23 protein-coding genes are annotated in these 26,192 nt (G+C 48.2%); 20 read left to right on the plus strand and 3 right to left on the minus strand.

Annotated features, from left to right (window positions below; translation table 11 throughout):
- Window positions 1–21 precede the first annotated feature (21 nt).
- Window positions 22–885 carry a PHP domain-containing protein gene (locus WFI24_RS19775; protein ID WP_336763562.1) on the plus strand — a complete coding sequence of 288 codons (864 nt, stop codon included), beginning with the start codon at window positions 22–24 and terminating at the stop codon, window positions 883–885.
- A 147-nt stretch (window positions 886–1,032) separates the two neighbouring features.
- On the opposite strand, the gene WFI24_RS19780 is transcribed toward WFI24_RS19775, so the two are convergent.
- A complete protein-coding gene (locus WFI24_RS19780) occupies window positions 1,033–1,479 on the minus strand; it encodes a GNAT family N-acetyltransferase (protein ID WP_336763564.1) in 447 nt (148 codons plus the stop codon).
- A gap of 418 nt (window positions 1,480–1,897) precedes the next feature.
- On the minus strand, window positions 1,898–3,670 hold the full coding sequence (locus WFI24_RS19785) for an Rqc2 family fibronectin-binding protein (RefSeq protein ID WP_336763566.1): 1,773 nt from the start codon (window positions 3,668–3,670) through the stop codon (window positions 1,898–1,900).
- 359 nt (window positions 3,671–4,029) lie between these two features.
- Here WFI24_RS19785 and WFI24_RS19790 point away from each other — a divergent pair, with 359 nt between their 5' ends.
- The 19 genes from WFI24_RS19790 to spoVM all read left to right on the plus strand — a co-directional run bounded on the left by WFI24_RS19790 (window position 4,030) and on the right by spoVM (window position 25,489).
- Window positions 4,030–6,885: a cation-translocating P-type ATPase gene (locus tag WFI24_RS19790; RefSeq protein WP_336763568.1), complete on the plus strand. Its 2,856-nt coding sequence runs from the start codon at window positions 4,030–4,032 to the stop codon at window positions 6,883–6,885.
- 183 nt (window positions 6,886–7,068) lie between these two features.
- Complete coding sequence (gene dapF, locus WFI24_RS19795) at window positions 7,069–7,902, plus strand: diaminopimelate epimerase (protein ID WP_145322844.1); 834 nt, start codon at window positions 7,069–7,071, stop codon at window positions 7,900–7,902.
- A gap of 139 nt (window positions 7,903–8,041) precedes the next feature.
- Window positions 8,042–9,931 carry a bifunctional homocysteine S-methyltransferase/methylenetetrahydrofolate reductase gene (locus WFI24_RS19800; protein ID WP_336763571.1) on the plus strand — a complete coding sequence of 630 codons (1,890 nt, stop codon included), beginning with the start codon at window positions 8,042–8,044 and terminating at the stop codon, window positions 9,929–9,931.
- Window positions 9,932–9,950: 19 nt separating this feature from the next.
- Window positions 9,951–10,850 carry a YicC/YloC family endoribonuclease gene (locus WFI24_RS19805; RefSeq protein ID WP_336763573.1) on the plus strand — a complete coding sequence of 300 codons (900 nt, stop codon included), beginning with the start codon at window positions 9,951–9,953 and terminating at the stop codon, window positions 10,848–10,850.
- 51 nt (window positions 10,851–10,901) lie between these two features.
- Window positions 10,902–11,162 (plus strand): extracellular matrix/biofilm regulator RemA, encoded by a 261-nt coding sequence (gene remA / locus WFI24_RS19810; RefSeq protein WP_006209218.1) that lies wholly within the window; start codon window positions 10,902–10,904, stop codon window positions 11,160–11,162.
- A 13-nt stretch (window positions 11,163–11,175) separates the two neighbouring features.
- Window positions 11,176–11,748, plus strand: coding sequence for a guanylate kinase (gene gmk / locus WFI24_RS19815; RefSeq protein WP_017687445.1), 573 nt, complete (start codon window positions 11,176–11,178; stop codon window positions 11,746–11,748).
- 157 nt (window positions 11,749–11,905) lie between these two features.
- Window positions 11,906–12,118, plus strand: a complete 213-nt coding sequence (gene rpoZ / locus WFI24_RS19820; RefSeq protein WP_036614619.1) for a DNA-directed RNA polymerase subunit omega — start codon at window positions 11,906–11,908, stop codon at window positions 12,116–12,118.
- A 138-nt stretch (window positions 12,119–12,256) separates the two neighbouring features.
- The gene (coaBC, locus tag WFI24_RS19825) at window positions 12,257–13,492 is read left to right on the plus strand and encodes a bifunctional phosphopantothenoylcysteine decarboxylase/phosphopantothenate--cysteine ligase CoaBC (RefSeq protein WP_336763576.1); all 1,236 of its coding nucleotides are present in this window, start codon (window positions 12,257–12,259) and stop codon (window positions 13,490–13,492) included.
- A gap of 3 nt (window positions 13,493–13,495) precedes the next feature.
- Window positions 13,496–16,045, plus strand: coding sequence for a primosomal protein N' (gene priA / locus WFI24_RS19830; protein WP_336763578.1), 2,550 nt, complete (start codon window positions 13,496–13,498; stop codon window positions 16,043–16,045).
- Window positions 16,046–16,160: 115 nt separating this feature from the next.
- Entirely contained in the window at window positions 16,161–16,649 is a 489-nt protein-coding gene (def, locus tag WFI24_RS19835; protein ID WP_145322836.1) for a peptide deformylase, read from the plus strand.
- 12 nt (window positions 16,650–16,661) lie between these two features.
- Window positions 16,662–17,615: a methionyl-tRNA formyltransferase gene (gene fmt / locus WFI24_RS19840; protein WP_336763580.1), complete on the plus strand. Its 954-nt coding sequence runs from the start codon at window positions 16,662–16,664 to the stop codon at window positions 17,613–17,615.
- Complete coding sequence (gene rsmB, locus WFI24_RS19845; protein WP_336763582.1) at window positions 17,612–19,069, plus strand: 16S rRNA (cytosine(967)-C(5))-methyltransferase RsmB; 1,458 nt, start codon at window positions 17,612–17,614, stop codon at window positions 19,067–19,069. Before fmt ends, rsmB begins: the two co-directional genes overlap by 4 nt.
- Window positions 19,070–19,322: 253 nt before the next feature.
- A complete protein-coding gene (gene rlmN / locus WFI24_RS19850; protein ID WP_036614609.1) occupies window positions 19,323–20,363 on the plus strand; it encodes a 23S rRNA (adenine(2503)-C(2))-methyltransferase RlmN in 1,041 nt (346 codons plus the stop codon).
- Window positions 20,364–20,370: 7 nt separating this feature from the next.
- Window positions 20,371–21,147 carry a Stp1/IreP family PP2C-type Ser/Thr phosphatase gene (locus tag WFI24_RS19855; protein ID WP_336763585.1) on the plus strand — a complete coding sequence of 259 codons (777 nt, stop codon included), beginning with the start codon at window positions 20,371–20,373 and terminating at the stop codon, window positions 21,145–21,147.
- Window positions 21,144–23,336, plus strand: a complete 2,193-nt coding sequence (gene pknB / locus WFI24_RS19860) for a Stk1 family PASTA domain-containing Ser/Thr kinase (RefSeq protein ID WP_336763587.1) — start codon at window positions 21,144–21,146, stop codon at window positions 23,334–23,336. Before WFI24_RS19855 ends, pknB begins: the two co-directional genes overlap by 4 nt.
- 80 nt (window positions 23,337–23,416) lie before the next feature.
- Entirely contained in the window at window positions 23,417–24,325 is a 909-nt protein-coding gene (rsgA, locus tag WFI24_RS19865) for a ribosome small subunit-dependent GTPase A (RefSeq protein WP_145322826.1), read from the plus strand.
- 1 nt (window position 24,326) lies between these two features.
- Window positions 24,327–24,986: a ribulose-phosphate 3-epimerase gene (gene rpe / locus WFI24_RS19870; RefSeq protein ID WP_336763589.1), complete on the plus strand. Its 660-nt coding sequence runs from the start codon at window positions 24,327–24,329 to the stop codon at window positions 24,984–24,986.
- A 3-nt stretch (window positions 24,987–24,989) separates the two neighbouring features.
- Window positions 24,990–25,241 (plus strand): hypothetical protein, encoded by a 252-nt coding sequence (locus tag WFI24_RS19875; protein WP_062835351.1) that lies wholly within the window; start codon window positions 24,990–24,992, stop codon window positions 25,239–25,241.
- A 167-nt stretch (window positions 25,242–25,408) separates the two neighbouring features.
- Complete coding sequence (spoVM, locus tag WFI24_RS19880; protein ID WP_019424875.1) at window positions 25,409–25,489, plus strand: stage V sporulation protein SpoVM; 81 nt, start codon at window positions 25,409–25,411, stop codon at window positions 25,487–25,489.
- Window positions 25,490–25,682: 193 nt separating this feature from the next.
- On the opposite strand, the gene rpmB is transcribed toward spoVM, so the two are convergent.
- Window positions 25,683–25,871: a 50S ribosomal protein L28 gene (gene rpmB / locus WFI24_RS19885; RefSeq protein WP_017687459.1), complete on the minus strand. Its 189-nt coding sequence runs from the start codon at window positions 25,869–25,871 to the stop codon at window positions 25,683–25,685.
- Window positions 25,872–26,192: the final 321 nt, after the last annotated feature.

A 26,192-nucleotide genomic window follows, 5' to 3' on the forward strand; every position in this document is an offset into this window, starting at 1 on the left:
GAAAGAAAGGAGTTGTTGAGCATGAATCAATACCTAGGACGGTGTGATCTTCATACCCATAGTCAGGCCTCCGATGGAATGCAGCCACCGGCTGATAATGTGAAGCTTGCCAAGCAAAAAGGACTATCTGCGGTTGCCCTAACGGACCATGATACAGTAGCCGGTATAGCAGAAGCGCAGCGAGCGGGGAAAGAGTATGATATTGATGTCGTAGCAGGTGTTGAGATCAGCACTCGGGCTGGCGGCAAAGATATTCATGTGCTGGGTTATTACGTGAATACGGAGGATGAGCAGTTCCTGCAACGGTTGCGTGGATTAAGAGAAGCGCGAGATGAGCGCAATCATCTGATTATTGGCAAGCTCCAGGAACTTGGACTTGATATAAGCTGGCAGGAGGTACTGGATGAACTGGGACGCCCGCTAGAGCCCGATGAGAGTATCGGCAGACCACATATGGCTGATGTGTTGGTGAAGAAGGGATATGCTGTCGACATGCGGGATGCATTCGATCGATATCTTGCTGAAGGCAAGCCTGGCTTCGTATCTGTCCCCCGAGTTGCGCCGAAGGATGCGTGCGAGTGGATCAGAGCCGCAGGGGGAGCTGCTGTTATTGCCCATCCGGGTCTCTATAATGATGATGAATTGGTGCGTCGAATTATCGCAGACTCCCGTCCGGACGGTATCGAAGTATTTCATTCGGACCATGGCCCGGAAGAGGAACACAGGTATGCGGAGATGGCTAGGGAATATGATCTTATTGAAACAGGTGGATCGGATTACCATGGGGAACGACAAGGTGTTGTTTTCCACGGGGATCTCGGTAGCAAGACAGTAGCGGTTGATGTGTTGAAAAGACTGCAGACGGCTGCACATAGCAAGAGGTAGTCTAATCTAGACAGGTTAACACTTTATCGGGTTATGAGTTTTTTTGTTGTTTATAGAGATACATCCTAAGGTCGGAAGAGCATAGGACATGGAAACATAGTAGGCTAAACCTACATGTATTCATGTCCTTTTTTTGTTAAAAAGAGTCTATGTGATCGAATAGTTTACCCAATCGCCACGTGTAGCCCCCAGACGTTCAAATAATTGCTGTGCACGCTCATTGGTCACGGCAGTGATCCAGGACATATAAGCACATCCATGTTCACGCGTATATTGCTGGCAGTGTGCAAATAGTTGGGCTTCCGCTTCACCTTCTCTGAATGCTTCCGTAACAAAAAGGTCATTCATAATGGCTACACGCTCTGCTTTCATCGTACTGTAAGTAAAGAACAAGGTGGAGAATCCGATAAGATTTCCGTCCTCTACTGCCACGAATTGAGCACCGATCTGCTGATTAAGCAGGTTGTTAATCAAAAGGTGGATGGATTGATCTCCAGGCCATGGGTTGTTGTAGAATCCCACCACATAGTCATGCATCAAGGCAGTCAGTGGTTTCAGATCATGAGGTTGCGTCTCTCTAATATGTATAGTCATGGTACACATCCTTAACATTAGTTTTTATTTATTGCAATTGAATTATTATACGTATGAATGAATTAATATTCAATACGAATGATAAATAAGCTGAGCTTCACATATCATTCAAACAAGTAATGCAAATACAAAAATCCCCTGAACCATTTAATGGTCAGGGGATTCTGTCTTTGTTACTTTTACAACTATATAAGTTGAACTAATCATTTACACGATAACGGAGAGGACAGAAAAAACCTGAAAAAGCGGAGCTAAAAGCTTTCTGCAAGAAAGCTGCTTCGGAAGCATACGCTGTGCCTTTATCCCCGGATTTTCCCTTGAAAAAGGAGATCAAAAAAATCTGGGGATAACAGCGATTGGAAGGTTGTTCTGTCATCGTAGTGTCAGTGTAAATAATCTTTAGTTCAACTTATATATACTATCCATTTTTAATGGTGGATGGCAGACTCTTGATCAATTCATCATTTGGCGTGACAAACAAGGTCTTCTGGTGATCATAGATGACAAAACCCGGCTTCGCACCACTTGGTTTGCGTACATGACGGATAAACGTGTAATCCACAGGCACACTGCTTGATTCCTTGGCTTGGCTGAAATACGCAGCAAGCTGTGCCGCTTCTTCCAATGTAGCTTCACCAAAGTCAGTACTGCGAATGACCACATGTGAACCTGGAATGTCTTTGGTATGCAGCCAAGTGTCGTTGGAAGAAGCGAGACGGTTGGTCACATACTCATTTTGCAGGTTGTTTTTGCCCACAAGAATATCAATCCCCTCGGAGGAGGTGAATTGGTGTACGGTCGGACGGTCGCTTTTCTTCTTCTTTTTACCCTTCTTGTTACGGTCACGAAGGTATCCCTGTTGCACAAGCTCATCCCGTATTTCCTCAATATCGTTCATGGATGCAATGGACAGCTGTTGCAACAGGTTATCGAGATAGTCAATCTCGTCTTTGGTTTTGCCGAGTTGCTCATGAATGACAGCCAGACTGTTCTTGTATTTGTTATATCGCTTGAAATAGCGTTGTGCGTTGTCAGACGGTGTAAGCAGCGGATCAAGCTGAATGGTAATGTTGGCTTGGTCTTCATCATAGAAGTTCACAAGCTCCACGCTCTTGTCCCCTTTGTGGACCTGATGCAGGGAGGCGAATAGCAACTCGCCCCATAGTCTGAACTTGTCCGCATCGTCGGCTTCGAGCAAATCCTTGTTCAGGTTATCCAGCTTTTTGATGTTCTTGCTTCGCTCATTCTGTAGAAAACGGAGCAGATCACTTACTCTCTGTTTAACCGTGTCCCGTTCAGCCTTGTCTCCGTAATAATCTTCCATGCACTTGCTCATCGTGTCATAGGTTTTCTCCAAATCTTGAATGCTCTGAAGATGAACGGCCGAGAAAATCATTTTGCCTTTGGCGTTCATTCCGGTTACAGGCGTGTAGAGATGATCTCTGACAGGTCCCATCACGGCTTCAAAAGCGTTCCAGAGTGCTCCAGACTCCATTCGACTCTCACCCTCAACAACAGCCTGAGTGTTCACTGTGCCTTCAGCAGCAATGCCACGGGTAGCAATTTCTCCTGCAATCAGCGGACTAAGACCGCTAAAGGAGTTCACAAGCCAGCGTGATGCCTCTTCTTCAGCGGCATGATAGCTCTCCTCGAATGCTGCGCGACTCACTTCGAGCGGATTACTTTTATGTTGTTCGGGTGGAGCGGTATACGAGAATCCAGGCATGATTACCCGGTAGCTGCTGATGGACGGAGTCACATGATGAATGCCATCCAGAATCGTTCCAGTTACAGGATCAAGCAAAATAATGTTACTGTGACGACCCATTAATTCAATGATGATGCGTTTAACCGAAACATCCCCCAGTTCGTCGCGCTGACGCACATTGATGTGGATAATACGTTCCATGCCAATCTGACGGATCTCCTCAATGATTGCACCTTCACAGTGCTTGCGGAGCAGCATGCAGAACATGGGTGCTTCAGTCGGATTAAGGAATGTCTTTTCCGTAAAATGCACACGTGGATATGTCGGGCTTGCCGAAACAAGCAATTTACTATTACCGCGCTGAGCACGCAGGGTGAGAACTACATCATGGCCATTCGGCTGATGGATTTTGCTGATACGTCCACCAATGCAGCCTTGCAATTCATGAACAATGGCCCGTGTTACAATGCCGTCCAATGCCATTTTTCCACTTCCTCTCTCTATCGAGCATCTGCATTTTATCATCATGCCAAATGCTTCATCTATATAACTGAAACGAGCAACCAAGTATGTAAAAAAAAGAGGACTGGCTGCAGATTTTTCGTTGCTTGCCTGTTAAACGCTGGAATCAGTACTGCGCAGAACATCACAGACTTTTATTTTAGCCTATTATGTCCATCAGGGAAAGGATTCACCTTGCGGGTGCTAATCACAGACCTGTCCGAATACATATAGAGCAGGTAGTTTGTCCGGCATAGTGTACAGCCTGTCGACCAGCGCGCCGGTGAGTCATGTGAGCTTATTTTGCAGATGAAATACAGACTGGGAGGGAACCTTGAAGCATGGAACATACCAAGTGGCATCAACTAAGTGATGAAGAGCTTCGCAACACTCTTGGCGTCAGCCCGCAGGAAGGATTGACGGATGAAGCTGCAGCAGAGAAGAGGAAAGCTATCGGTTCGAATGAGCTGAGCGAGGGGAAACGTATTTCTCCAATTACGTTGCTCTTGAATCAGTTCAAAGATTTTATGGTGCTGGTATTGATGGGAGCAACGTTGGTATCCGGATTGCTGGGTGAGTATCTGGATGCAGTAACGATCGTGGCCATTATTGTGCTGAATGCCATTCTGGGGTTTGTGCAGGAATTCCGGGCAGAACGATCTCTTCGTGCATTAAAACAGTTGTCCGCACCTCTCGCCAAAGTGCTTCGATCGGGCCAGGAAGTACATCTTGCCGCCAAACAACTCGTACCCGGGGATATTGTCATGGTGGAGAGTGGTGACCGAATTCCTGCTGATGTACGCTGGCTGGAAACGAACAGTCTGGATGTCGAGGAGTCGGCACTTACCGGGGAATCTGTCCCCGTAAGCAAACATTGCCTTCCGATTGCCGACGAGGATGTTCCACTTGGCGATCAGAAGAATATTGGTTTTATGGGGACCATGGTTACTCGTGGCACAGCCAAAGGTGTGGTTATCCGTACGGGAATGGAGACTGAGATGGGCAAGATTGCCGATCTGATCCAGAATACGGAGGAGCAAGAAACACCGCTACAGCACAGGCTGGAACAACTGGGCAAAATTCTGATTTTTGTCGCGTTGGGATTAACCGTCATGGTCGTCGTTGCAGGTATATTGCACGGACAACCAGCTGTCGGCATGTTTCTGGCAGGGGTTAGTCTCGCGGTGGCTGCCATACCTGAGGGTCTGCCGGCCATTGTAACCATTGCACTTGCCCTTGGCGTGCAGCGGATGATCAAGCGTAAAGCTATTGTACGTAAGCTGCCTTCTGTCGAAACTCTGGGCTGCGCGTCCGTAATCTGCTCGGATAAAACAGGCACACTCACCCAGAACAAGATGACGGTAACGGATGTGTGGCTGGAGGGACGTAACATCAAGGTTACCGGGGATGGGTATGCACCTGAAGGACAGATGCTGGAGAACGGTCGAACGGTGGAACTGAAGAGTGACCAGTCCCTACGCAGAATGCTCCAGATTAGCGCGCTTTGCAACAATGCCAGTATTGTCGAGAGCGTTGCTAGCGAGGTGGGGAGCAAGAAAAAGGGCAAGGATAACAAAAAGGACGGCAAAAAAACGAAAAAAGATGATTTCAAAGAAGAAACAGTTCAACGAGACAATGTATTCTGGGAGCTGAAAGGCGATCCGACGGAAGGGGCACTCGTCACACTTGCCTCCAAAATGGGGCTTACTCCTGCCGGACTGAAAGAGTTGTATGCCCGTCAGCAGGAATTTCCATTTGATTCGGAGCGAAAACGCATGTCGGTCCTGGTTCATCACCAGGGAGGCCGAATGATCTACACCAAAGGTGCACCGGATGTGTTAATCGGACACTGCAGTTATATTTTGTGGGAAGGAAAGGTCGTGCCTTTCACTGGAACACTGCGACAGAAAGTCATGGCAGCCAACGAGAGCATGGCTGGAGCGGCACTGCGTGTCCTCGGAATGGCCTATCGTGAAGTACGGCCGGAAGAAAAAGTGGCTGACGAACACGCTGCCGAAAGTCAACTTGTCTTCGTAGGACTTGCAGGTATGATTGATCCACCGCGTCGTGAAGTGAGAGATGCGATTGCCACATGCCGCAAAGCGGGTATTCGTACCGTCATGATCACAGGTGATCATGGAACAACGGCAGAAGCCATTGCTCATCAGCTGGGTATTCTTCCACGAGGAGGCGCTTCGTTAAGTGGTCAGCAACTGGCAGGCATGACAGACGATCAACTGGATAAACAGGTAGAAGGCATCTATGTGTTCTCCAGAGTGTCTCCTGAACATAAGCTTCGCATCGTAAAATCGTTGCAGCGCAAAGGGCATGTCGTCGCGATGACGGGGGATGGGGTAAATGATGCTCCGGCGATCAAGGCAGCAGATATCGGCATAGCGATGGGCATTACAGGCACAGATGTGACGAAGGAAGCTTCGGCGCTCATTTTGAGTGATGATAACTTCTCGACCATTGTGGCAGCCATTGAAGAAGGCCGTAATATTTATGAGAACATTCGCAAGTTTATCCGTTATTTGCTGGCATCGAACGTGGGCGAGATTTTGACTATGTTCTTTGCAATGATGATGGGCCTGCCGCTACCCCTCGTGCCTATTCAGATTCTGTGGGTTAACTTGGTGACAGATGGCTTGCCTGCAATGGCGCTGGGGGTAGATCAGCCTGAGAAAGATTTGATGGAACACAAACCCCGTGGAGCCAAGGAGAATATTTTTGCGCGGAGACTGGGTTGGAAAATCGTCAGTCGGGGTGTATTGATTGGATTATGTACTCTCGGCGCGTTCTGGCTCACTCTTCAGGCTGCACCGGATAACCCGGGTCAACTGATCAAAGCACAGTCTGTGGCTTTCGCTACACTCGTTTTGGCGCAGCTTATTCATGTCTTTGATTGCCGTAGTTCACGATCCATCTTCCACCGGAATCCACTACAGAACAAATATCTGGTTCTTGCCGTTATTTCATCGGTTGTACTGATGTTAATTGTCATGTACGTTGAGCCGCTGCAACCGATCTTCAAAACCGTACCTCTAGGCTTGCGTGAGTGGGCGATCTGTATTGTTGCTGCAGGCATTCCAACGTTCCTTATGGGCGCAGGCAGCGTGTGGGGTGGTCGTCGTAACCGCCGTCGCATGGGGGGGGCTGGCCGCTTCGTACCGAAAAGTACAAAGTTTTCGGCATAAAATCAATACCTTTTCCTTACCCATTTCGTTATGCTATCCTCAAAATGATTCGAAGCGGCAGCTTTGGCATTTTGCAGGATAGCTTTTTTGGTGTAACTGTTGAATATGAATTTCTATGGTGATCCTGTAGAAGAGCAAGAATATAGCTTTGGCAGCAGACTGTCAAAAGGAGTGGGCAAGGTTATGGAATTTACGAAAATGCATGGACTTGGTAATGATTTTATCGTTGTATTTGGAGAAAAGGAGCTTCCGGCAGATGCTGCAGAATTGGCTGTGAAATGGTGTAACCGTTTCTTCGGCATCGGTGCGGACGGCCTGGTTTATATACTGCCTTCGGAGAAGGCGGACTTTCAGATGCGCATCATGAATTCGGACGGTTCCGAAGCAGAGCAGTGCGGTAATGCCATTCGCTGTGTGTCCAAATATGTATACGATCATGGTCACGTTAGCCAGGAGCAGATCACCATTGAAACGATTGGTGCAGGCGTACAACCGGTAAGTCTCAACATTCGTGATGGTAAAGTGGAAACGGTTCGTGTGGATATGGGTGAGCCGATCCTGAATGGCCTACAGGTACCTACAACGGTGGATGCGAATCCCGTGGTCGATCATTACATTGAAGCCAATGGACATGCGTTCAAATTCACTGCCGTATCCATGGGTAACCCGCATGCGGTCATCTATGTAGATGACGCTGTGAATTTTGACCTCACGACTTGGGGACCACTTCTTGAAGTGCATCCGATGTTCCCCAAAAAAATCAATGTGGAATTCGCAACAGTTCGTGACCGTGGATATGTGGACATGCGTGTATGGGAACGTGGAGCTGGTCCAACACTTGCTTGTGGAACCGGGGCATGTGCAACGCTGGTATCCTCTGTCCTGAATGGTCATACAGATCGTACGGCAATTATCAGCCTCAAGGGTGGGGATCTTCACATTGAGTGGAACGAAGCTGACAATCATGTGTACATGACGGGACCTGCTGAAGTTGTTTTTAAGGGAATCACCTCATAAAAATTGGAAGGTTTAACCAAAGGGGCCTGCGGGCCTCTTTTTTTAATCTGCATCAAAAACCTGTGTTTTTCTTCGTTTTTTAGCGTTTTTTGTGTTACATTAGTATGAAAATGATCACAGCTAGGCGGGGGGAAAAGGGATGAAGGCGGATTTGCGCAAAGTTATGCAGGAACGGGTTCTCGTTGGAGATGGGGCCATGGGAACATTTCTGTACCAAATGGGGTTCCCGGTAGGGATTTCATATGAAGAATTGAACTTGATTTCACCTGAAGTGGTGGCGGATGTACATCGCCGTTATCGGGATGCAGGTACAGAAATATTTGAAACGAATACGTATTCTGCCAATTACGACAAGTTGTCCAAGTTCGGTCTGGAGTCCAAGGTAGAAGATGTGAACCGTGCCGGCGTGCGTATTGCCAAAGAGGTGGCTGGAGCTGACGGTTACGTACTTGGTGCAGTAGGCTCTATTCGTGGCGGCAAGCGGACGAACGTGTCCACAAGTGAACTAAAACGCTTCTATCAACAACAGATCTCTGCTCTGCTCGATGAAGGTGTAGATGGCATTCTGCTTGAGACCTTTTATGATATTGAAGAGATGGATATTGCCCTTTTGCAAGCGCGCAAGCTGAGTGATCTGCCTGTAATTGGACAGTTCGCTGTAGAGGATGTAGGGCATACACTGGACGGATATACGATGCCTGAAGCATTCCGGATTATGCGGGAGCAGGGCGCGGATGTGATCGGTTTTAACTGTCGCTCCGGTCCAAACGGGATTATGCGTGCCATGGAAACCGTCTCTGGACGTATCGGCGTTCCGATGTCCGTCTATCCGAACGCGGGTGCCGCGGATTATGTAGATGGTCAGTTCCGTTATGGTGCGACTCCGGAGTACTTTGGTCAGACGGCAGTGCAGTTTGCTGAACTGGGCGCTCGTATTATCGGCGGTTGCTGCGGGACTACACCTGATCATATTACCGCAATGAAAGAGGCGCTTGCTGACTATATACCTTCTCCTATTTTGGAGCCTGATCCGTCAGAATCCAAACCGCGTATTGTGTTGCATGAAAATGTGGATGAGCGTTCCGGACGTGGAGGACAGCCTACGATCGTTGATCTGGTCAAGCAGCGTCACACGGTCATTGTTGAACTTGACCCGCCACGTGACTTGGACATTGCCAAGTTCATGAAGGGCGCCGAGACACTGAAAGCAGCAGGAGCAGACGCCCTGACCCTGGCGGATAATTCACTAGCGGTTACACGGATGAGCAACATGGCGTTGGGTCACCTCGTTCAGGATCGCACGGGCCTTCGTCCACTTGTGCATATTGCCTGCCGTGACCGGAATCTGATTGGAACACAGTCACACATGATGGGTTTTGATGCTTTGGGGATTAATCATGTACTGGCTGTAACAGGAGATCCTGCAAGGTTTGGAGATCTGCCAGGTTCAAGCTCGGTATACGATCTGACTTCTTTTGAAATCATACGCATGATCAAGCAGTTGAACGATGGAGTGGCTTTCTCAGGTAAACCGCTGAAGCAGAAGGCTGGTTTTGTCATCGGAGCGGCATTTAATCCCAATGTGAAATATTTGGAGAAAGCTGTACAACGTCTGGAGAAGAAAATTGCCTCTGGTGCAGATTACATCATGACACAACCGATCTATGATCCTGAGTTGATTGTAGCAATGCACGAAGCGACCAAACATCTGGATGTGCCCATTTTTGTAGGTGTAATGCCGCTGGCGAGTGGACGGAATGCAGAGTATCTGCACAACGAGGTTCCGGGGATTCAGCTCTCGGATGAAGTGCGTTCCCGGATGGCAGGTCTGGAAGGGGAAGAAGGCCGTGCTATGGGGGTAAAAATTGCCAAAGAACTGCTGGATGTAGCAACAGCCCATTTCAAAGGCATCTATCTCATGACACCGTTTATGTTCTATGGCATGACGGCCGAACTGACTCAATATGTATGGGAGAAGTCGGAGCATCAATGTCCTACTTGTTTCAACCCTAATAATCAATTACAATAGTAAAACGGATGTGATGCCGATGTCATTCAGTATGACCGGATACGGTCAATCCGCCTTTCATTTTGGCGGCTATAAGGTACAATTAGAGATCAAATCTGTTAATCATCGTTATTGCGAAGTGATGATGCGTCTGCCAAGAGAGTGGACGTATTATGAAGACGGTTTGAGGAAGATCGTACAGGGCCGTTTGAAACGTGGGCGGATTGATGTTTATGTAATGAAAGAAAAAGAGGAAGACCAGGCTCTTCCCGCTGTTCTGAATGAACAGACGGTCAGGGCCTATCTGCAGGCTGCAGAGCAACTGGAGACTCAGTATGGAATGCAGGGCAAACCAAGTATTGTGGATATGCTTGGGCTGCCAGACGTCATGGTTCATTCGGATGGGACAAGTTCCATTCCGGAAGAGCAGAAGGACGAATGGGAGCGAGTGCTGCAGGAAGGATTGAAAGAGGCTTTGTCCAGCCTTGAGCAGATGCGCGCTCGCGAGGGTCTTCATCTGGCCAGTGATCTGGAACGGCGGATTACCCGTCTGGAGTCGCTGCATACCGAGATGCTTGATCTTGCTCCGACTGTGGTAAGTGATTACCGTAACAAGTTAAGGCAACGGCTTACGGAAATGCAGGAAGAAGGCTCTTTCCCTTTTGATGAGCATAAATTGGGTATGGAAATTGCAATGTTTGCCGATCGTTCTAACATAGAAGAGGAGCTTACACGTCTACTCAGTCACTTTGGACAGAGCAGGGAACTGCTGAAGAGTGATGAGCCGGTAGGGCGTAAGTTGGACTTTCTAATTCAAGAGATGAATCGGGAAGTCAATACGATTGGATCAAAAGCCAACCATTTGGCTCTGGTGAATCGTGTTGTCGAGATGAAGGCGGAGCTGGAGAAGATTCGTGAGCAAGCGGCGAATATCGAATGAACAGCCATATTTCGGCATAAGAGTCGCATGTATAGGGGGAAGAACCTGATTATGGCAATCAAACTCATTAACATTGGATTCGGTAACATCGTATCGGCGAACCGGATTATATCCATCGTGAGTCCGGAATCGGCGCCGATCAAGAGAATCATACAAGAGGCTAGAGATCGTCACATGCTGATTGATGCAACGTACGGAAGACGTACTCGTGCCGTAATTATTACGGATAGCGATCATGTCATTTTGTCTGCAGTTCAGCCTGAGACGGTCGCCCATCGTCTTTCTTCGAAAGATGATGACAACGACGAATAAAATGGAGTGTAATATGTCTAAGGGATTACTGGTAGTGTTGTCCGGCCCATCAGGGGTCGGGAAGGGTACTGTATGCAGCGCATTGCGCAAACGGGTGCCGGAATTGATCTATTCCGTATCGGCGACAACCCGTCAGCCTCGTCTGGGTGAAGAACATGGTGTGAACTATTTCTTCAGAAGTCATGAGGAGTTCCAGAACATGATTGCTGAAGATCAATTGTTGGAACATGCGGAGTATGTCGGTAATTATTACGGAACACCGCGTGATTTTGTAGAGAAAACGATTAACGAAGGCCGCGACATCATTCTGGAGATTGAGGTTCAAGGCGCGTTAAAAGTGAAAGAGAAATTCCCGGAAGGGATCTTTGTTTTCCTGCTTCCTCCTTCATTGGACGAGCTGAAAGATCGCATTCAGGGCCGTGGTACCGAAAGCCAAGCGACCATTGATCACCGGATGTCTGTGGCGGTCGATGAGATCAGTCTGCTGGAGCAGTATGATTACGCTGTTGTTAATGATGAAATTGATTTGGCGTGCAAGAGAATAGAAAGCATCATAATCGCCGAACATTGTAAGATCAATAAATAATCCCTTTTGCCGCTGCAGAATGCGATATAAGTGGGGCAGTTGTCATATCATGTATTGAAGCAGTCCATCTTGGACTGTCCAAATATGAAGACATGCCACACAAGTTCTGTCAGGCGGCAACTTGCGATTATACTAATGCGAAGAGGTGTTTGTTAATATGCTGTATCCTTCTATTGATGAAATGATGAACAAAGTCGACAGCAAGTATTCCCTTGTTGTTGCTGCTTCCCGCCGGGCTAGACAGCTACGTGAAGGTGAAAAAACGGATTTAAGAGGTGCGAGATCGCATAAACAAGTTGGCGTTGCACTGGAAGAAATCTATGGAGACCTGCTCGTTGTCATCAAAGGACAGGACGAAGAAGAAGAGTAAGCCGCTTGCGGCTACTCTTCAACTGCATACGGCGTAAGCCGGATTAATTGACAACCGCGAGGTTGTTATTTTTTTACGAATAAGCATATTTTAACGGAATCTTCTTTAGACGTCGTATAAATATCGGGGGAAATAAACATGTTGAACGGTAAAAAAATCGTGCTTGGTGTGACTGGCGGCATAGCCGCTTACAAAGCGGCAACATTATGCAGCAGACTGGTGCAAAAGGGAGCGGATGTTCATGTGATTATGACAGCTTCCGCTACACAGTTTATTACCGAATTAACGCTGCAAACGTTGACCCGAAACACCGTATATACCGATACATTTGATGAACGTGAACCAGCAGTCGTATCTCATATTCATCTGGCCGATCTGGCGGATCTTGTTCTGGTTGCCCCGGCTACTGCGAATGTGATTGCGAAGATGGCGCATGGCATGGCAGATGATATGCTCTCAACAACTCTTCTTGCCACGACTGCTCCTGTCATGATTGCCCCAGCCATGAATGTACATATGTATGATCATCCGGCTGTACAGCATAATATGAATCTGCTTGCTGAACGGGGAACCTTAATGATTGAGCCGGGTGAAGGACAGCTTGCATGTGGTTATGTGGGCAAGGGACGTCTGGAAGAACCGGAGACCATTGTTGATGTGGTAGAGCGTTTCTTTGAACAGCGTGGATCTGCAGCTCGAGTTCAGAAGGGACAAGATTTACTGTTACAAGGCAAGAAGGTTGTTGTTACGGCTGGGGGCACGATTGAGCGTATTGACCCAGTACGCTACATTACGAACGATTCGTCTGGTAAAATGGGATTTGCCATAGCCGCAGCTGCGCGTGAACTGGGGGCAGATGTGAAATTGGTTATGGGCAATACCCAAGAGAAGCCACCGGAGAGCGTTGAGTTGATCCCAGTACAGTCTGCACAGGATATGTATGAAGCAGTAACACACGAGTGGGATGATGCAGATATCGTGGTTAAGGCGGCGGCAGTTGCCGATTATCGTCTAAAGGAAGTTTACACTGAGAAGATCAAGAAGAAAGGCGACACGCTGTCGCTCGAACTTGTTAAAAATATAGATATTCTTGAAACGCTGGGCAAACAGAAGACCCATCAGTTTTTGATTGGTTTTGCTGCGGAAACTCAGTCGGTTGAGATGTATGCACGTGAGAAACTGGAACGGAAAAACTGTGATCTGATCGTAGCCAATGATGTAACCCGAACGGGTGCAGGATTTGGAACAGACACCAACGCGGTACATATCTATGACCGGGAGGGTTTGGTGGAGGAGCTTCAAGTGATGGCCAAGCACGATGTGGCTCATCGGTTGCTCCGGATTGCGGCGGAGCGCATTGCCGGGAGGAATTAGGATATGGAGATTGCCAAGGTCATTGTCGATGTTCCTGTGAAGGAAACAGACCGGCCGTTTGATTACTTGGTACCTGAATCGATGAGGGAATGGATCGAGATTGGCAGCCGAGTGGGTGTACCTTTTGGCCATCGGACGGTGCAGGGATTCGTGATTGATCTTGTGCCACGTACCGGGGAGGAATCATTCAAACTGAAGCAAATTCAGGAGTTGCTGGACATTGTTCCCCCATTGTCAAAAGATTTGGTTGAACTGGCCGAATGGATGAGTGGACGTTATGCCAGTAATCGGATTTTGTCGTTGCAGGTGATGGTACCGACGGCATTGAAAGGGAAAGCAGAACGATACATCTCATTGGGAGATGCACTGGACGGAGAGATCGCCAGTCCACAACCGGATGATGAGGTGTTATTTGTTTGGGGACAAGAGTCTACGACCGAGAAGGTGCAGCAGGATATCATCCGTTTTGTCAAAAGTCGGGGTCAGGTACCCCTGCAACAGCTCAGTCGGAAATATCCGAATCATGCTGCGCTAATCAAGAAATTATTGCTTGGTGGTGTGCTGCTGGAAAGTCAGGCCATCAAGGACAAGTTGAATAAAAAAACGATGAAGTCCGTTGATCTGGCTGTAGATATTGCTGCTGCTCAGGAAGCACTTGCTTCATTCCCGGCGAAAGCACAGCGGCAGAAGGAGATTCTGGCTTTTTTGCTGGAAATGAAAGAGCTTCTGCCCATGCCGATGAAAGAAGTGTTATCTACATTGCAGGTATCGGCAGCAACGATCAAGGGTCTGGAGGAAAAGGGACTGATTGTAACCGAGGACGTCGAGGTTTTTCGTGACCCTTATCAAGGCAGAAAGTTCAAAGCGACTGAACCGCTGGTACTGACCGATGAACAAAAACATGTCTACGACAATATCAATGGCCGATTGCAGGAACAGCGCCATGGGGTATTTTTGCTGCATGGTGTCACGGGTAGCGGCAAGACAGAAGTCTATCTTCAAACCATTCAACAATGCATCGAGCAGGATCGACAGGCCATCGTACTGGTGCCCGAGATTGCATTGACACCACAGATGGTAGAGCGTTTCAAAGGGCGCTTCGGTGACCAGGTTGCTGTCATGCACAGTCGTCTGTCTGGCGGTGAACGTTATGATGAATGGCGCAAGATTCGTGAGGGCCAGGTGAAGGTTGCGATTGGGGCACGTTCAGCGGTATTTGCTCCGTTCAGTCGGCTTGGACTGATCATTATGGATGAAGAACACGAGACTTCCTACAAACAGGAGGAAACTCCGAAATATCATGCCCGTGATGTTGCGGTAAAAAGAGCACAGCAGCATCAGGCCGTGGTCGTTCTGGGTTCAGCGACACCTTCGCTGGAAAGTTATTACGCTGCACGGTCGCAGAGTAATGATGATTTTGCACCACTCTTGTTGGAGATGCCAACTCGGGCACTGGGGAACAAGCTGCCTGAAGTGCGGATCGTTGACATGCGTGAAGAGTTGAAGGATGGCAACCGCTCCATGTTCAGCAGGGCTTTGCATAAAGGGCTGGAGGAGCGTTTGGAACGTGGTGAACAGACGGTGCTTCTGCTGAATCGCCGTGGATATTCGACCTTTGTCATGTGCCGAAGTTGTGGATATGTGGCGGGCTGTCCCGAATGTGATATTTCATTAACGTACCATCAGCGCTCCAATAATCTCCGTTGTCATTACTGCGGGTATGCGGAAGCGGCTCCGGAAGTGTGCCCGGATTGTGGAAGTGAGCATATTCGATATTTTGGTACAGGTACGCAGCGAGTCGAGGAAGAGCTCGCGAAGCTCTTTCCAGGTATTCGGGTCATTCGAATGGATGTGGATACGACAACAGAAAAAGGGGCGCACGAGAAGCTGTTGAAACAGTTTCGTGAGAAAAAGGCAGATGTATTACTGGGCACCCAGATGGTTGCGAAGGGACTTGATTTCCCGGATGTAACCCTGGTTGGCGTGATAACAGCGGATTCAGCACTGAATTTACCTGATTTTCGTGCTGCCGAAAAAACGTTTCAGTTGCTAACACAGGTAGCTGGCCGAGCTGGTCGGCACCAATTGCCTGGTGAAGTGTTTGTCCAGTCCTACACGCCGGAGCATTACTCCATTGGGCATGCGAGTCAGCATGACTATGTATCGTTTGTCCGTGAGGAACTATTGCACCGCCGCAATTTGCAATATCCGCCTTACTGTCGCCTGATTCTGGTGACCTTTTCGCATGAGCAACTTCCGGTATTGATTCGTCTTGCCGAGAACTATACGCGGATACTGAAAGAGAAGGCTAATGCGGCCGGATGGCTCGGCAGTCTGGATCGTTTCAGCAATGATGCCTTTGATGTGCTAGGGCCGGTAGCGTCCCCGATTCCTCGGATCAAGAATAGATACAGATTCCAATGTATGATAAAATGGCGGGGGGATGTAGACGCCATAGGACTTGCTCTGGCAACGGCCCGGCGCATGGACGATGATGTTCAGGCGCAGAAATTGCTTATTAGTCTGGATGTAGACCCGCAAATGTTAATGTAAGCATTCTGCAGCAATGCGGATGTAAACAAGCGGTATAAACATAGATTAAATGAATACCCCAAAAATACAGATATCGTCCTGAAATTATGATGAGGATTAGGAAGGTGCTTACAACATGTCGATTCGCATTATCGTGCAAGAACCAGATGAGGTGCTCCACAAGAGAGCCAAAGAAGTAACCAAAATTACACCAAACGTACAAAAATTGCTGGATGATATGGCTGACACCATGTACGATGCGGAAGGTGTGGGTCTTGCGGCACCACAGGTCGGCATTTTGAAACGTCTGATCGTAATTGACGCAGGTGATGAGCAAGGGCTGATCAAGATGATTAACCCGGAGATTATTGCAAGTGAGGGAGAGCAATTCGGACCGGAAGGTTGTCTGAGTATCCCTGGAATTAATGGTGACGTTCGCCGTTTTGAGACTGTGACAGTCAAAGGTCTGGATCGTGAAGGTAAAGAGTTGATTATTACGGGTAGTGGCCTGCTGTCCCGCGCATTCCAGCATGAAATTGATCATCTGGATGGCGTACTCTTTACGGATATCGCCGAGAAAGTGTACGAAATTGCAGCAGATCAAACGGGACCGCGTCGTAATTAAGGAGTGATCGATTTGAATATTGTTTTTATGGGAACACCTGAATTTGCAGTTCCTTCTCTCGATATGTTGATTGCAGAGGGGTACAATGTGGTGGGTGTGGTGACTCAGCCAGATAAACCACAGGGGCGCAAAAAAGTACTTACGCCAACACCGGTTAAGGCCGCGGCAGAACGCCACGGTCTGCAGGTGTTTCAACCTGTTAAATTGCGTGATCCGGAAGCCGTAGCCCGCTTGGCTGAATGGAAGCCGGATCTGATCGTGACCGCGGCCTTTGGACAGATTCTGCCCAAAGCCGTGCTGGATATGCCTGTTCGCGGTTGTGTGAACGTGCATGGCTCTCTTTTGCCGAAATATCGTGGAGGAGCCCCGATCCAACGTTCCATTATTAACGGAGAATCCGTGACAGGAGTCACATTGATGTATATGGCTGAAGGCCTGGATACCGGAGATATGATCTCGCGTGTGGAACTGCCGATTACGGATGAAGATACATCAGGATCGATGTTTGATAAATTAAGTGAGGCTGGTTCCAAACTGCTTCAGGCAGAAATGCCACGATTAATTGCGGGCGAGACAACGGCTGTCCCTCAGGATGATGCCGAGGCTTCGTATGCTCGTAATCTGACTCGGGAAGACGAGAAAATGGACTGGAGTCGTACTTCACGTGAATTGTTCAATCAGATCCGCGGCCTTGTGCCATTTTCGGGTGCATTTACGATGTGGGATGATCAGGTCTTCAAGATCTGGGCTGCGGCTAACCCCGATCAGGTGGATCTGGCAACTTCTTCGGATGCTGGACAAGCAGAGCCGGGAACAGTGTTGCAATTGAACAAAGCAGGGATTGAAGTTCGTACAGGTAATGGCTCACTTTGGTTAACTGAGGTGCAGCCTGCAGGCAAAAAGGTGATGCAAGCCGCTGACTTTGCTCGCGGTGGTACACTGAAACCTGGAATGGTGCTGCGATGAGCGGTAATACATCGGGGCGTGAAGGAAACCGTCGTCCGAATTCGGGTAAATTGGGTGGCGCAGGAAATGCTTCCGCTAATGGTGCATCTCGCTCCCAGAAACCCAAAACATCTGCTCGTGCCTTGGCAGTGAAGGTGCTCAGTGCAGTTGAGCAAGATGGAGCATACAGTAATCTGGAGTTGAACCGTCGTCTGAAAGAGGCGGATTTAAGCCCCGCGGATGCCGGACTAGCTACCGAATTGGTGTACGGAACAATCGCTAGATTGAATACACTTGATTACTTCTTGGAACGTTACGTTGCCAAAGGGGTATCCAAACTGCAACCTTGGGTTCGCAGCCTGCTGCGGATTAGTGTATATCAGATGATATACCTGGATCGTATTCCGGAACATGCCGTGGTGAGCGAAGCGGTCAATCTGGCCAAGAAACTGGGCCATCAGGGAATCTCGGGCATGGTGAATGGAGTGCTCCGCAATATGATCCGCAATCGGGATGAACTTCGTATTCCAGAACATCTGCCCCCTGCTGAACGTATTTCACTTGAGCATTCCCACCCGTTATGGATGGTTGAACGCTGGATTGCCCAGTACGGCGAGGAGACGGCGGAAGCGATCTGTCGTGCGAATAACGAGCCGCCAGCGGTGAGTGTTCGGGTCAACACTACGATGACCACACGGGAGAAACTGATGCATGAGATGAGCAGCACAGGTGCAGTTGTTGAAGCTTCTCGGCTGAGTTCCGATGGTATTCTTGTACGTAGTGGTGGAAACATGGCTCTAACGTCCTGGTATCGGGACGGATTGTTCTCTGTACAGGACGAAAGTTCCATGCTCGTCGCTGAAGCGGTTTCGCCTGAAGAAGACCAGCTCGTATTGGATTGCTGCGCAGCGCCAGGGGGTAAAACAGCTCACATGGCGGAAAAAATGCACGATCGCGGTCGTATTATCGCTAACGATGTACATGCCCACAAGCGCCAGCTGATCCTGGAACAGGCGGAGCGTCTCGGTCTAAGTTGCATCGATGCTGTATCAGGGGATGCTCTCGATCTGAATGAGCGGTACCCGGAAGCGTCGTTTGACCGTATTTTGCTGGATGCACCATGTTCCGGTCTCGGTGTTATTCGTCGCAAGCCAGATGTGAAATGGACCAAATCCGTAGAAGATATCGAAGATATCGCAGGCCTGCAGCGTGAACTGCTTGATCGGGTTGCCCCGTTGTTAAAACCAGGCGGTATTCTGGTTTATAGCACTTGTACGATTGAGCCTGCTGAGAATGAGGATATGGTTGCAGACTTTTTGAAGCGACATCCGGAATATAGTCCTGTGGAAACGTCTGTTTGGTCCGAAGCGGAGACAGAGAACTTGAAGGTCGTCAACGGTGGCGTTCAGATTTTGCCACAATACGCTCACAGCGACGGATTTTTCATCGCACGGTTGACAAAAACAGTGGAATAACAGTTTAATAGAGCACGGAAGGATGGCCGCCGAGGGGAACTTCGGCGGATTTCTTTGTGATAGGACATCGAAATTTTGGTCAGACAAAAGGGATGACAGGGTGCGATGGTGGCATTGAGGTGTTATAATGCATGAAGTACAGACATCAAGGGTATACATGGATGTAAAGTGGTCTTTGTGATAGAATAGGACGAATGGAACGAAAAGAAGGAAGCCAACGAAAAGAAAAGAAGGAATAGGTGTTGACAACAAAATGAAACCTTTTATATATGATTATTCTCTGGAACAACTGCAGCAATGGGCTGTGGAGAATGGAGAGCCGGCGTTTCGCGGTGGCCAAATCTTTGACTGGATTTATGTAAAACGCGTGAATGATTTCAGTGAAATGACGAATCTGTCCAAGCCATTGCGTGAAAAACTGACAGAGCAATTTGAATTCGTAACGCTTAAGGAAATTACCAAGTTTGAATCCAAGGATGGAACGGTTAAATTCCTCTTTGGTCTTCATGATGATCATGCCATTGAGACAGTAATCATGAAGCATAACTACGGGAACAGCATCTGTGTAACCACACAGGTTGGTTGTCGTATTGGTTGTACGTTCTGTGCATCCACATTGGGTGGTCTCAAGCGTAACCTTACAGCTGGGGAGATTGTTGCCCAGGTTGTGCAGGCTCAGAAGATTTTGGATGAACGCGGCGAGCGTGTCAGCAGCATTGTAATCATGGGTTCGGGTGAACCGTTCGAAAACTATGAAGCAACGATGACTTTCTTGCGTATTATGATTCATGAAAAAGGATTGAATATCGGTCAGCGTCATATCACAGTTTCAACGAGCGGGATCGTTCCGAACATCTACAAGTTTGCAGATGAAGATACACAGATCAACCTCGCCATTTCGATCCATGCACCGAATGATGCATTGCGTTCGAAATTGATGCCGGTTAACCGTCGTTTTCCTTTCGAAGACGTGATGGAGTCCCTTCGTTATTATCTGGCCAAAACAGGTCGGAGAATTACGTTTGAGTATGCACTCATTGGTGGGGTAAACGACCAGCCAGAGCATGCAGCAGAACTGGCAAGCGTGCTTAAGAACATGTTGTGCCACGTGAATCTGATTCCGGTTAACCATGTTCCTGAACGCAAGTATGTAAGAACATCGAGAAGCGACATTTTCAATTTTCAGAAGATTCTCTCGGAACAGGGTGTTAATGTAACCATTCGTCGTGAACAGGGACATGATATTGCTGCCGCTTGCGGTCAGCTTCGTGCAAAGCATATGGAGTTGAGGTGAGAACGTTTTGATCAAAACAGTTCATGTGAGCCATATCGGACGGGTGCGTTCGGTGAATGAAGATTCAGCCTGGATTCGTAATCTCGATACAGGATATATTCTGGGTATTGTTGCCGATGGCATGGGTGGACATCTCGCAGGGGATACGGCAAGCCGCTTGGCAGTGGAGACGTTGGTGCACGATCTGGGAACGCTGGAACCAGGTCTGTCGCATGCGTCTCTGTCTGCAGCTCTCAGCGATGCTATTTTGCATGCCAACGAAGTTATATTCCGCACGGCATCTACAGATGACAAGTACCACAACATGGGAACAACGGTGGTTGCAGCGTTATTGAACGATACGGAAGGTGTGATTGGACACATCGGTGATAGCAGAGCTTACAAAATTGCGAACAAAGCTGTGATCCAGCTGACCGAGGACCATACACTGGTGAATGAATTGTTCAAAAACGGCCAGATCAGTAAAGAGGATGTGTCACATCACCCACGTCGCAACGTGCTGACTCGTGCGCTTGGAACAGATGCCGAAGTGAAAGTGGATCTGGATACCGTTAAGCTGGGGGAAGGCGAAGTTCTTCTCCTGTGCAGTGACGGTCTCAGTAACCTGGTCAGCAATGAGCAGATTATTCAGGTTGCCGGCAATCTGGAACTGGCATTGGAAGATCGTGCAGACCGACTGCTTCAGTTGGCTTTACTTGCTGGTGGAGACGATAACATCACGGTTGCATTGTTCGAGTTGCAGAAGGAAGGTTCCGTGGATACGGAAACGGGGTGTGAGTCATGATTGGGCACCAGCTAGGCGGACGTTATGAAGTGATTGAGCGTGTCGGCGGTGGCGGCATGGCTCTCGTGTACAAAGCCCAGGATCTTCTGCTGAACCGGAATGTGGCGATCAAAGTCCTTAGACAGCAATTTGTGCATGACGAAGAGTTTATTCGCCGTTTCCGCAGGGAAGCACAATCGGCAGCCTCACTTTCTCATCCCAATGTAGTCAGTATTTACGACGTGGGACAGGAAGATGACGTTCATTATATTGTCATGGAGTATGTGGAAGGCAAAAACCTGAATGAAATCATTAAAGAACGTGCGCCTCTGCAGGTGGACGAGTCGGTAAGAATTGCTTCCCAGATCGCAGATGCGCTTGATCATGCACATCATAATCAAATCATTCATCGGGATATCAAACCCCATAATATATTAATTGGCCGGAATGGCCGTGTGAAAGTAACGGATTTCGGGATCGCTCGTGCTGTTACATCTACAACGATTACGCAGACAGGTTCCGTAGTCGGTTCTGTGCATTACTTCTCACCGGAGCATGCCAAAGGCATCGTTACGGGCGAAAAATCGGACTTATATTCTCTTGGGATCGTACTGTACCAAATGCTGACTGGGCAACTTCCGTTTTTGGGGGAAAGTCCAATCAGTGTAGCGTTGAAGCATTTGCAGGAAGAGTTCGATGAACCACGCAAATTCAATCCTTTGATTCCGCAAAGTGTGGAAAATGTCATTCTGAAATCGATGCGCAAAAATCCGCAGGAACGTTATCAGTCAGCCAAAGAAATGCAGACCGATCTGGAAACTTGCCTGATGCCGGAGAGACGCAATGAAACGAAGATTGATTTTCCGGATGAGGATGATATAGACCAGACTCGCGTCATGCCAGCTATCAAGCCTGAACCGCGCGGAGTTACATCGACCGGTGCAGTGCCAGTGATGGAGTCTGACGAAGAAACTGGCAAGGGTAAGGCGAAAGCTAAGAGTTGGAAGAAGCCAGCATTACTCATTTCATTAACCGTTCTTATTCTAATCGCCATGGTGGGCGTTGTATGGTATGTCAAGGGTATGCTGGTTGTACCTGAAGTTACCGTGCCTAACGTGATCACCCAGACGGAAGAAAAGGCTCGGGAAATACTTGAGGAGAAAGGACTCGTCGTCAGTGACGAGATCATTCGTCTGTATCAGGAAGGTGTCGAACCCGGTATTGTCTTTGACCAGAGCAGAAAAGAAGGCGATGTCGTCAAAGAAGGTTCCGAGGTCCAGATCAGTGTTGGTGCAGAAAAAGAACTTGTGAAGATGATTGATGTCAAACAAGAGACTTATGATGAAGCTGTCAAGAAATTGACTAAGCTTGGTATTAAGGAAGATCAGATTCAGCGGAAAGATGATTTCTCCAATGATGTGGCTTCAGGTATTGTTATTTCCCAGACACCTGGCGTCAATGAGGAATTCGATCCAGAGGTGGTTCAGATTGAGTTAACCGTAAGTAAAGGCGCTGAAACGATCAAAATGCCTGATCTGAAAAACCTTACCCGCAGTGAAGCCGAAGAAAAAATTAAATCTGCTGGACTGGAACTTGCTCAGGTGCAGGAAGAACTAAGTTATACGGTGGAAAAGGGCAAAGTGACGCAGCAATGGCCTGTGGAAGCGGGCACAGACGTACGTCCTGGCGATAAGATTACGATCTTTATCAGTACAGGGTATCCGCCTGAAGCGCTGCAATATCCTTTTGATATCAATGTATCACCCAAAGAAGAGGGCAAAAACAGTAAAATCCGTATCACATATGAAGACGCACGCGGCAAGAATCAGGAATGGGGAACTCGCACCGTCAATTCAACCCAGATGCTGACTATTCCCCTTGTGCTCGCTCCAAATGAAAATGGGGCTGTGTCCGTGTATCGAGATGGACAGTTCCTGGACACGTATCTTGTCTCCTACAGTGAAGCCAAAAACGGAACAGTGATTGTACCTTCCATTGACCCGGAACAAAGCACACAGCCACCGCCAGAGAATGAGCCTGATCCGGGTGCAGGTAGTGGTGAAGAAGGCAGTGTTGACCCGAACCAGGAGGGTGAGCCTGAGTCTACACCGGCAGATGGTGAGGGTGACAATGAAGAGGAAGATACCTCTGCCCTGAATAACGATAAAGGTCATGGCAAAGGAAAAGAAAAAGAAAACGGAAGTCGTTAACGCATCAAGCCGTCCATAAGGGCGGCTTATGCTGGCGTCTGGAGTAAATGTACCACCATCTAAAGGAGGGCGACGGAGCTATGCCAGAAGGTATCATCGTTAAAGCGCTAAGCGGTTACTATTATGTCATGCCAGTGGAAGACAACGGGGTTCCTTCGGTTGAAGGTTCCGCCGTTCAATGCAGAGCCAGAGGTATCTTCAGAAAGCGGGGAACATCACCGCTTGTAGGTGATCGCGTCAGCTACATGTTGACTGAGAACGGAGAAGGAACGGTAGATGAAATTCGGAAGCGTGAGACGGAACTTATCCGTCCTCCTGTAGCCAATGTAAGTTTGGCTGTTCTCGTGTTCTCTGTGAAGGAACCGGATATGAACCTGAATCTGTTGGACAAGTTCCTTGTTCACATCGAGCAGGCGGGGCTGGATGCACTCATTGTGTTGACCAAACTGGATTTGGCAGATCCAGCCAAAGATACTATTGCTGAAGTGAAGGCATTGTATGAACAGGTGGGTTACGAAGTGATCTCCACAAGTTCACGTACCGGTGAAGGCAGTGAATTGCTTAGAGACCGTCTGGCTGGTAAGATCAGCGTATTCTCCGGACAATCCGGTGTAGGCAAGTCTTCGATGTTAAATGCATTGATGCCGGGCCTGACGCTGGAGACAAATGCGATCAGCATGCGTCTCGGACGAGGGAAACATACCACCAGACACGTGGAACTTATACCCCTGGATAATGGCGGGTTCGTCGCAGATACGCCGGGATTCAGCCAACTGGACTTCCTGGAGATCGGTGTGGAGGAACTCTCTACTTGTTTCCGGGAATTTGCCCAGTTTGCAGATCAGTGCAAGTTCCGAGGCTGTACCCATACACATGAACCAGGCTGTCGTGTGCTTGCGGCCAAGGAGGAAGGTCTAATCTCCGAAAGCCGATATCAGCACTATGTGCTGTTCCTTACCGAAATGAAAGATAAGAAGCGGAGGTATTAACATGATTAAAATTGCCCCATCGATATTATCAGCTGATTTTGCCCGACTTGGTGCGGAAGTAGCAGAAGCCCAAGCTGCAGGAGGAGACTGGATTCATGTTGACGTTATGGACGGTCATTTCGTCCCTAATATTACGCTTGGACCTGCGATTGTAAAGGCGATCGCTCCACATACAAGCTTGCCGCTCGATGTGCATTTGATGATTGAGAATCCGGAGCGTTATGTTGAGGAATTTGCCAAAGCGGGCGCAGCGGTAATTACCGTTCATGCTGAGGCTTGTGTACATCTGCACCGCGTTATTCATCTGATCAAGGAGCAGGGAGTAAAAGCAGGAGTAGCCCTTAATCCGGGAACGCCAGCTAGTGCCATTCTGGAAGTTCTTGATGATGTTGACATGGTTCTTGTCATGACAGTAAATCCTGGTTTTGGCGGACAGGCATTTATCTCGGGTACCATGAACAAAATCAAGCAGATTCGTACCTGGTTGAATGAAAAGGGACGCCATGATGTACATATCGAAGTAGACGGCGGAATTGCTGCCGACACTGCCCCGCTCGTAGTGGAAGCTGGAGCAGATGTACTCGTTGCCGGAAGTGCTGTATTTGGCCGTGAGGATCGTGCTGCTGCGATTACTGAAATTCGCCGTAGCTACGAGGACTAATCTATGACCCTTAAGGAAACGCTGTGGACGATGGCTGCGAGTCTTGCGACGGGACTCGTGCTTGCTTTGTTTGCGGTTATTCAATCCCCGTATAATGCCATTACGTCATTGATCGGGGTGGGCGTTGTTATTATGTATTTCCGCAAATTTGATCGTACGGGACATCGGGTTACTTTTGTTATATTCAGCATACTGTATTATTTACTGAGTGTTTTCATGATCGCTGTCTATCAATATATTCCTTCCCAAACGTAAATGACCTGATCTTCGGGCTTGTCATTGTGGAATAGGGATCGAAGGTTCCGCATAAATATGGTTACATGAGCAGGTTTCTCATGTAGCCTTTTTTGTCGTGTTTGAGGTAAAGAAGGCCTGGAGCATAGGATACGGCGGACGCATGAGCATGATGGGGAGGGTGAATTATGAAATTTTACACATTCAAACTGCCGAAGTTTTTGGGAGGGTTTGTAAAGGCGATTCTTAATACGTTTCAAAAGAACTGATCAGATTGATAAGGTAACAGGGAATACCGCCGCTTTGGCTCAGGCTTATCTGGAATTCGTACCTGCGAAGCGCCATGCGGCGGCCATCCACATGTTAATGAGCGTATTCAAGATCGCTTTTCTGAATACCAAAAAAGCACCTGCAAGGAACAAGGTGCTTTTTGCTTACCCGATTTATAGTAGCTTTGCGTGATTATACGCGAGTCACTTTACCGGCTTTCAGTGCACGGGTGCTTACGTATACACGTTTTGGTTTGCCGTCAACGAGAATGCGGACCTTCTGAACGTTTACGCCCCAAGTACGACGGTTACGGTTGTTAGCGTGGGATACGTGGTTACCGGTGCCCGGTTTCTTACCTGTCACATAACATTTGCGAGACATAGATTACACCTCCTATCCTAAAATAACCAGTTGCCTTCGGAAACGAGAGATCATTCCATAAGGACTAAATTGTTCTTCCTGATCATCAAGATCAGGTTTCAGTAGCTAATGGTGTTGTTTAAGCCGGCATGACCGGATCATTTCCATTACTTAACCTGCATAAAACAATACTTGAATATAATATCATAATCAAAAAAGCTTCGTCAACTGATCCAAAAACTTTATTTATTTCTCCTGTCTAATATAGTACAATGTTGAATAGTCCATAATACAGTGGTGAACAGGCTGTTGCCGCGAGGAAGTCGGAGAATAAACCGTACT

The organism is Paenibacillus sp. USHLN196 (genome assembly GCF_037144955.1).
GTDB lineage: Bacteria > Bacillota > Bacilli > Paenibacillales > Paenibacillaceae > Paenibacillus > Paenibacillus xylanexedens_C.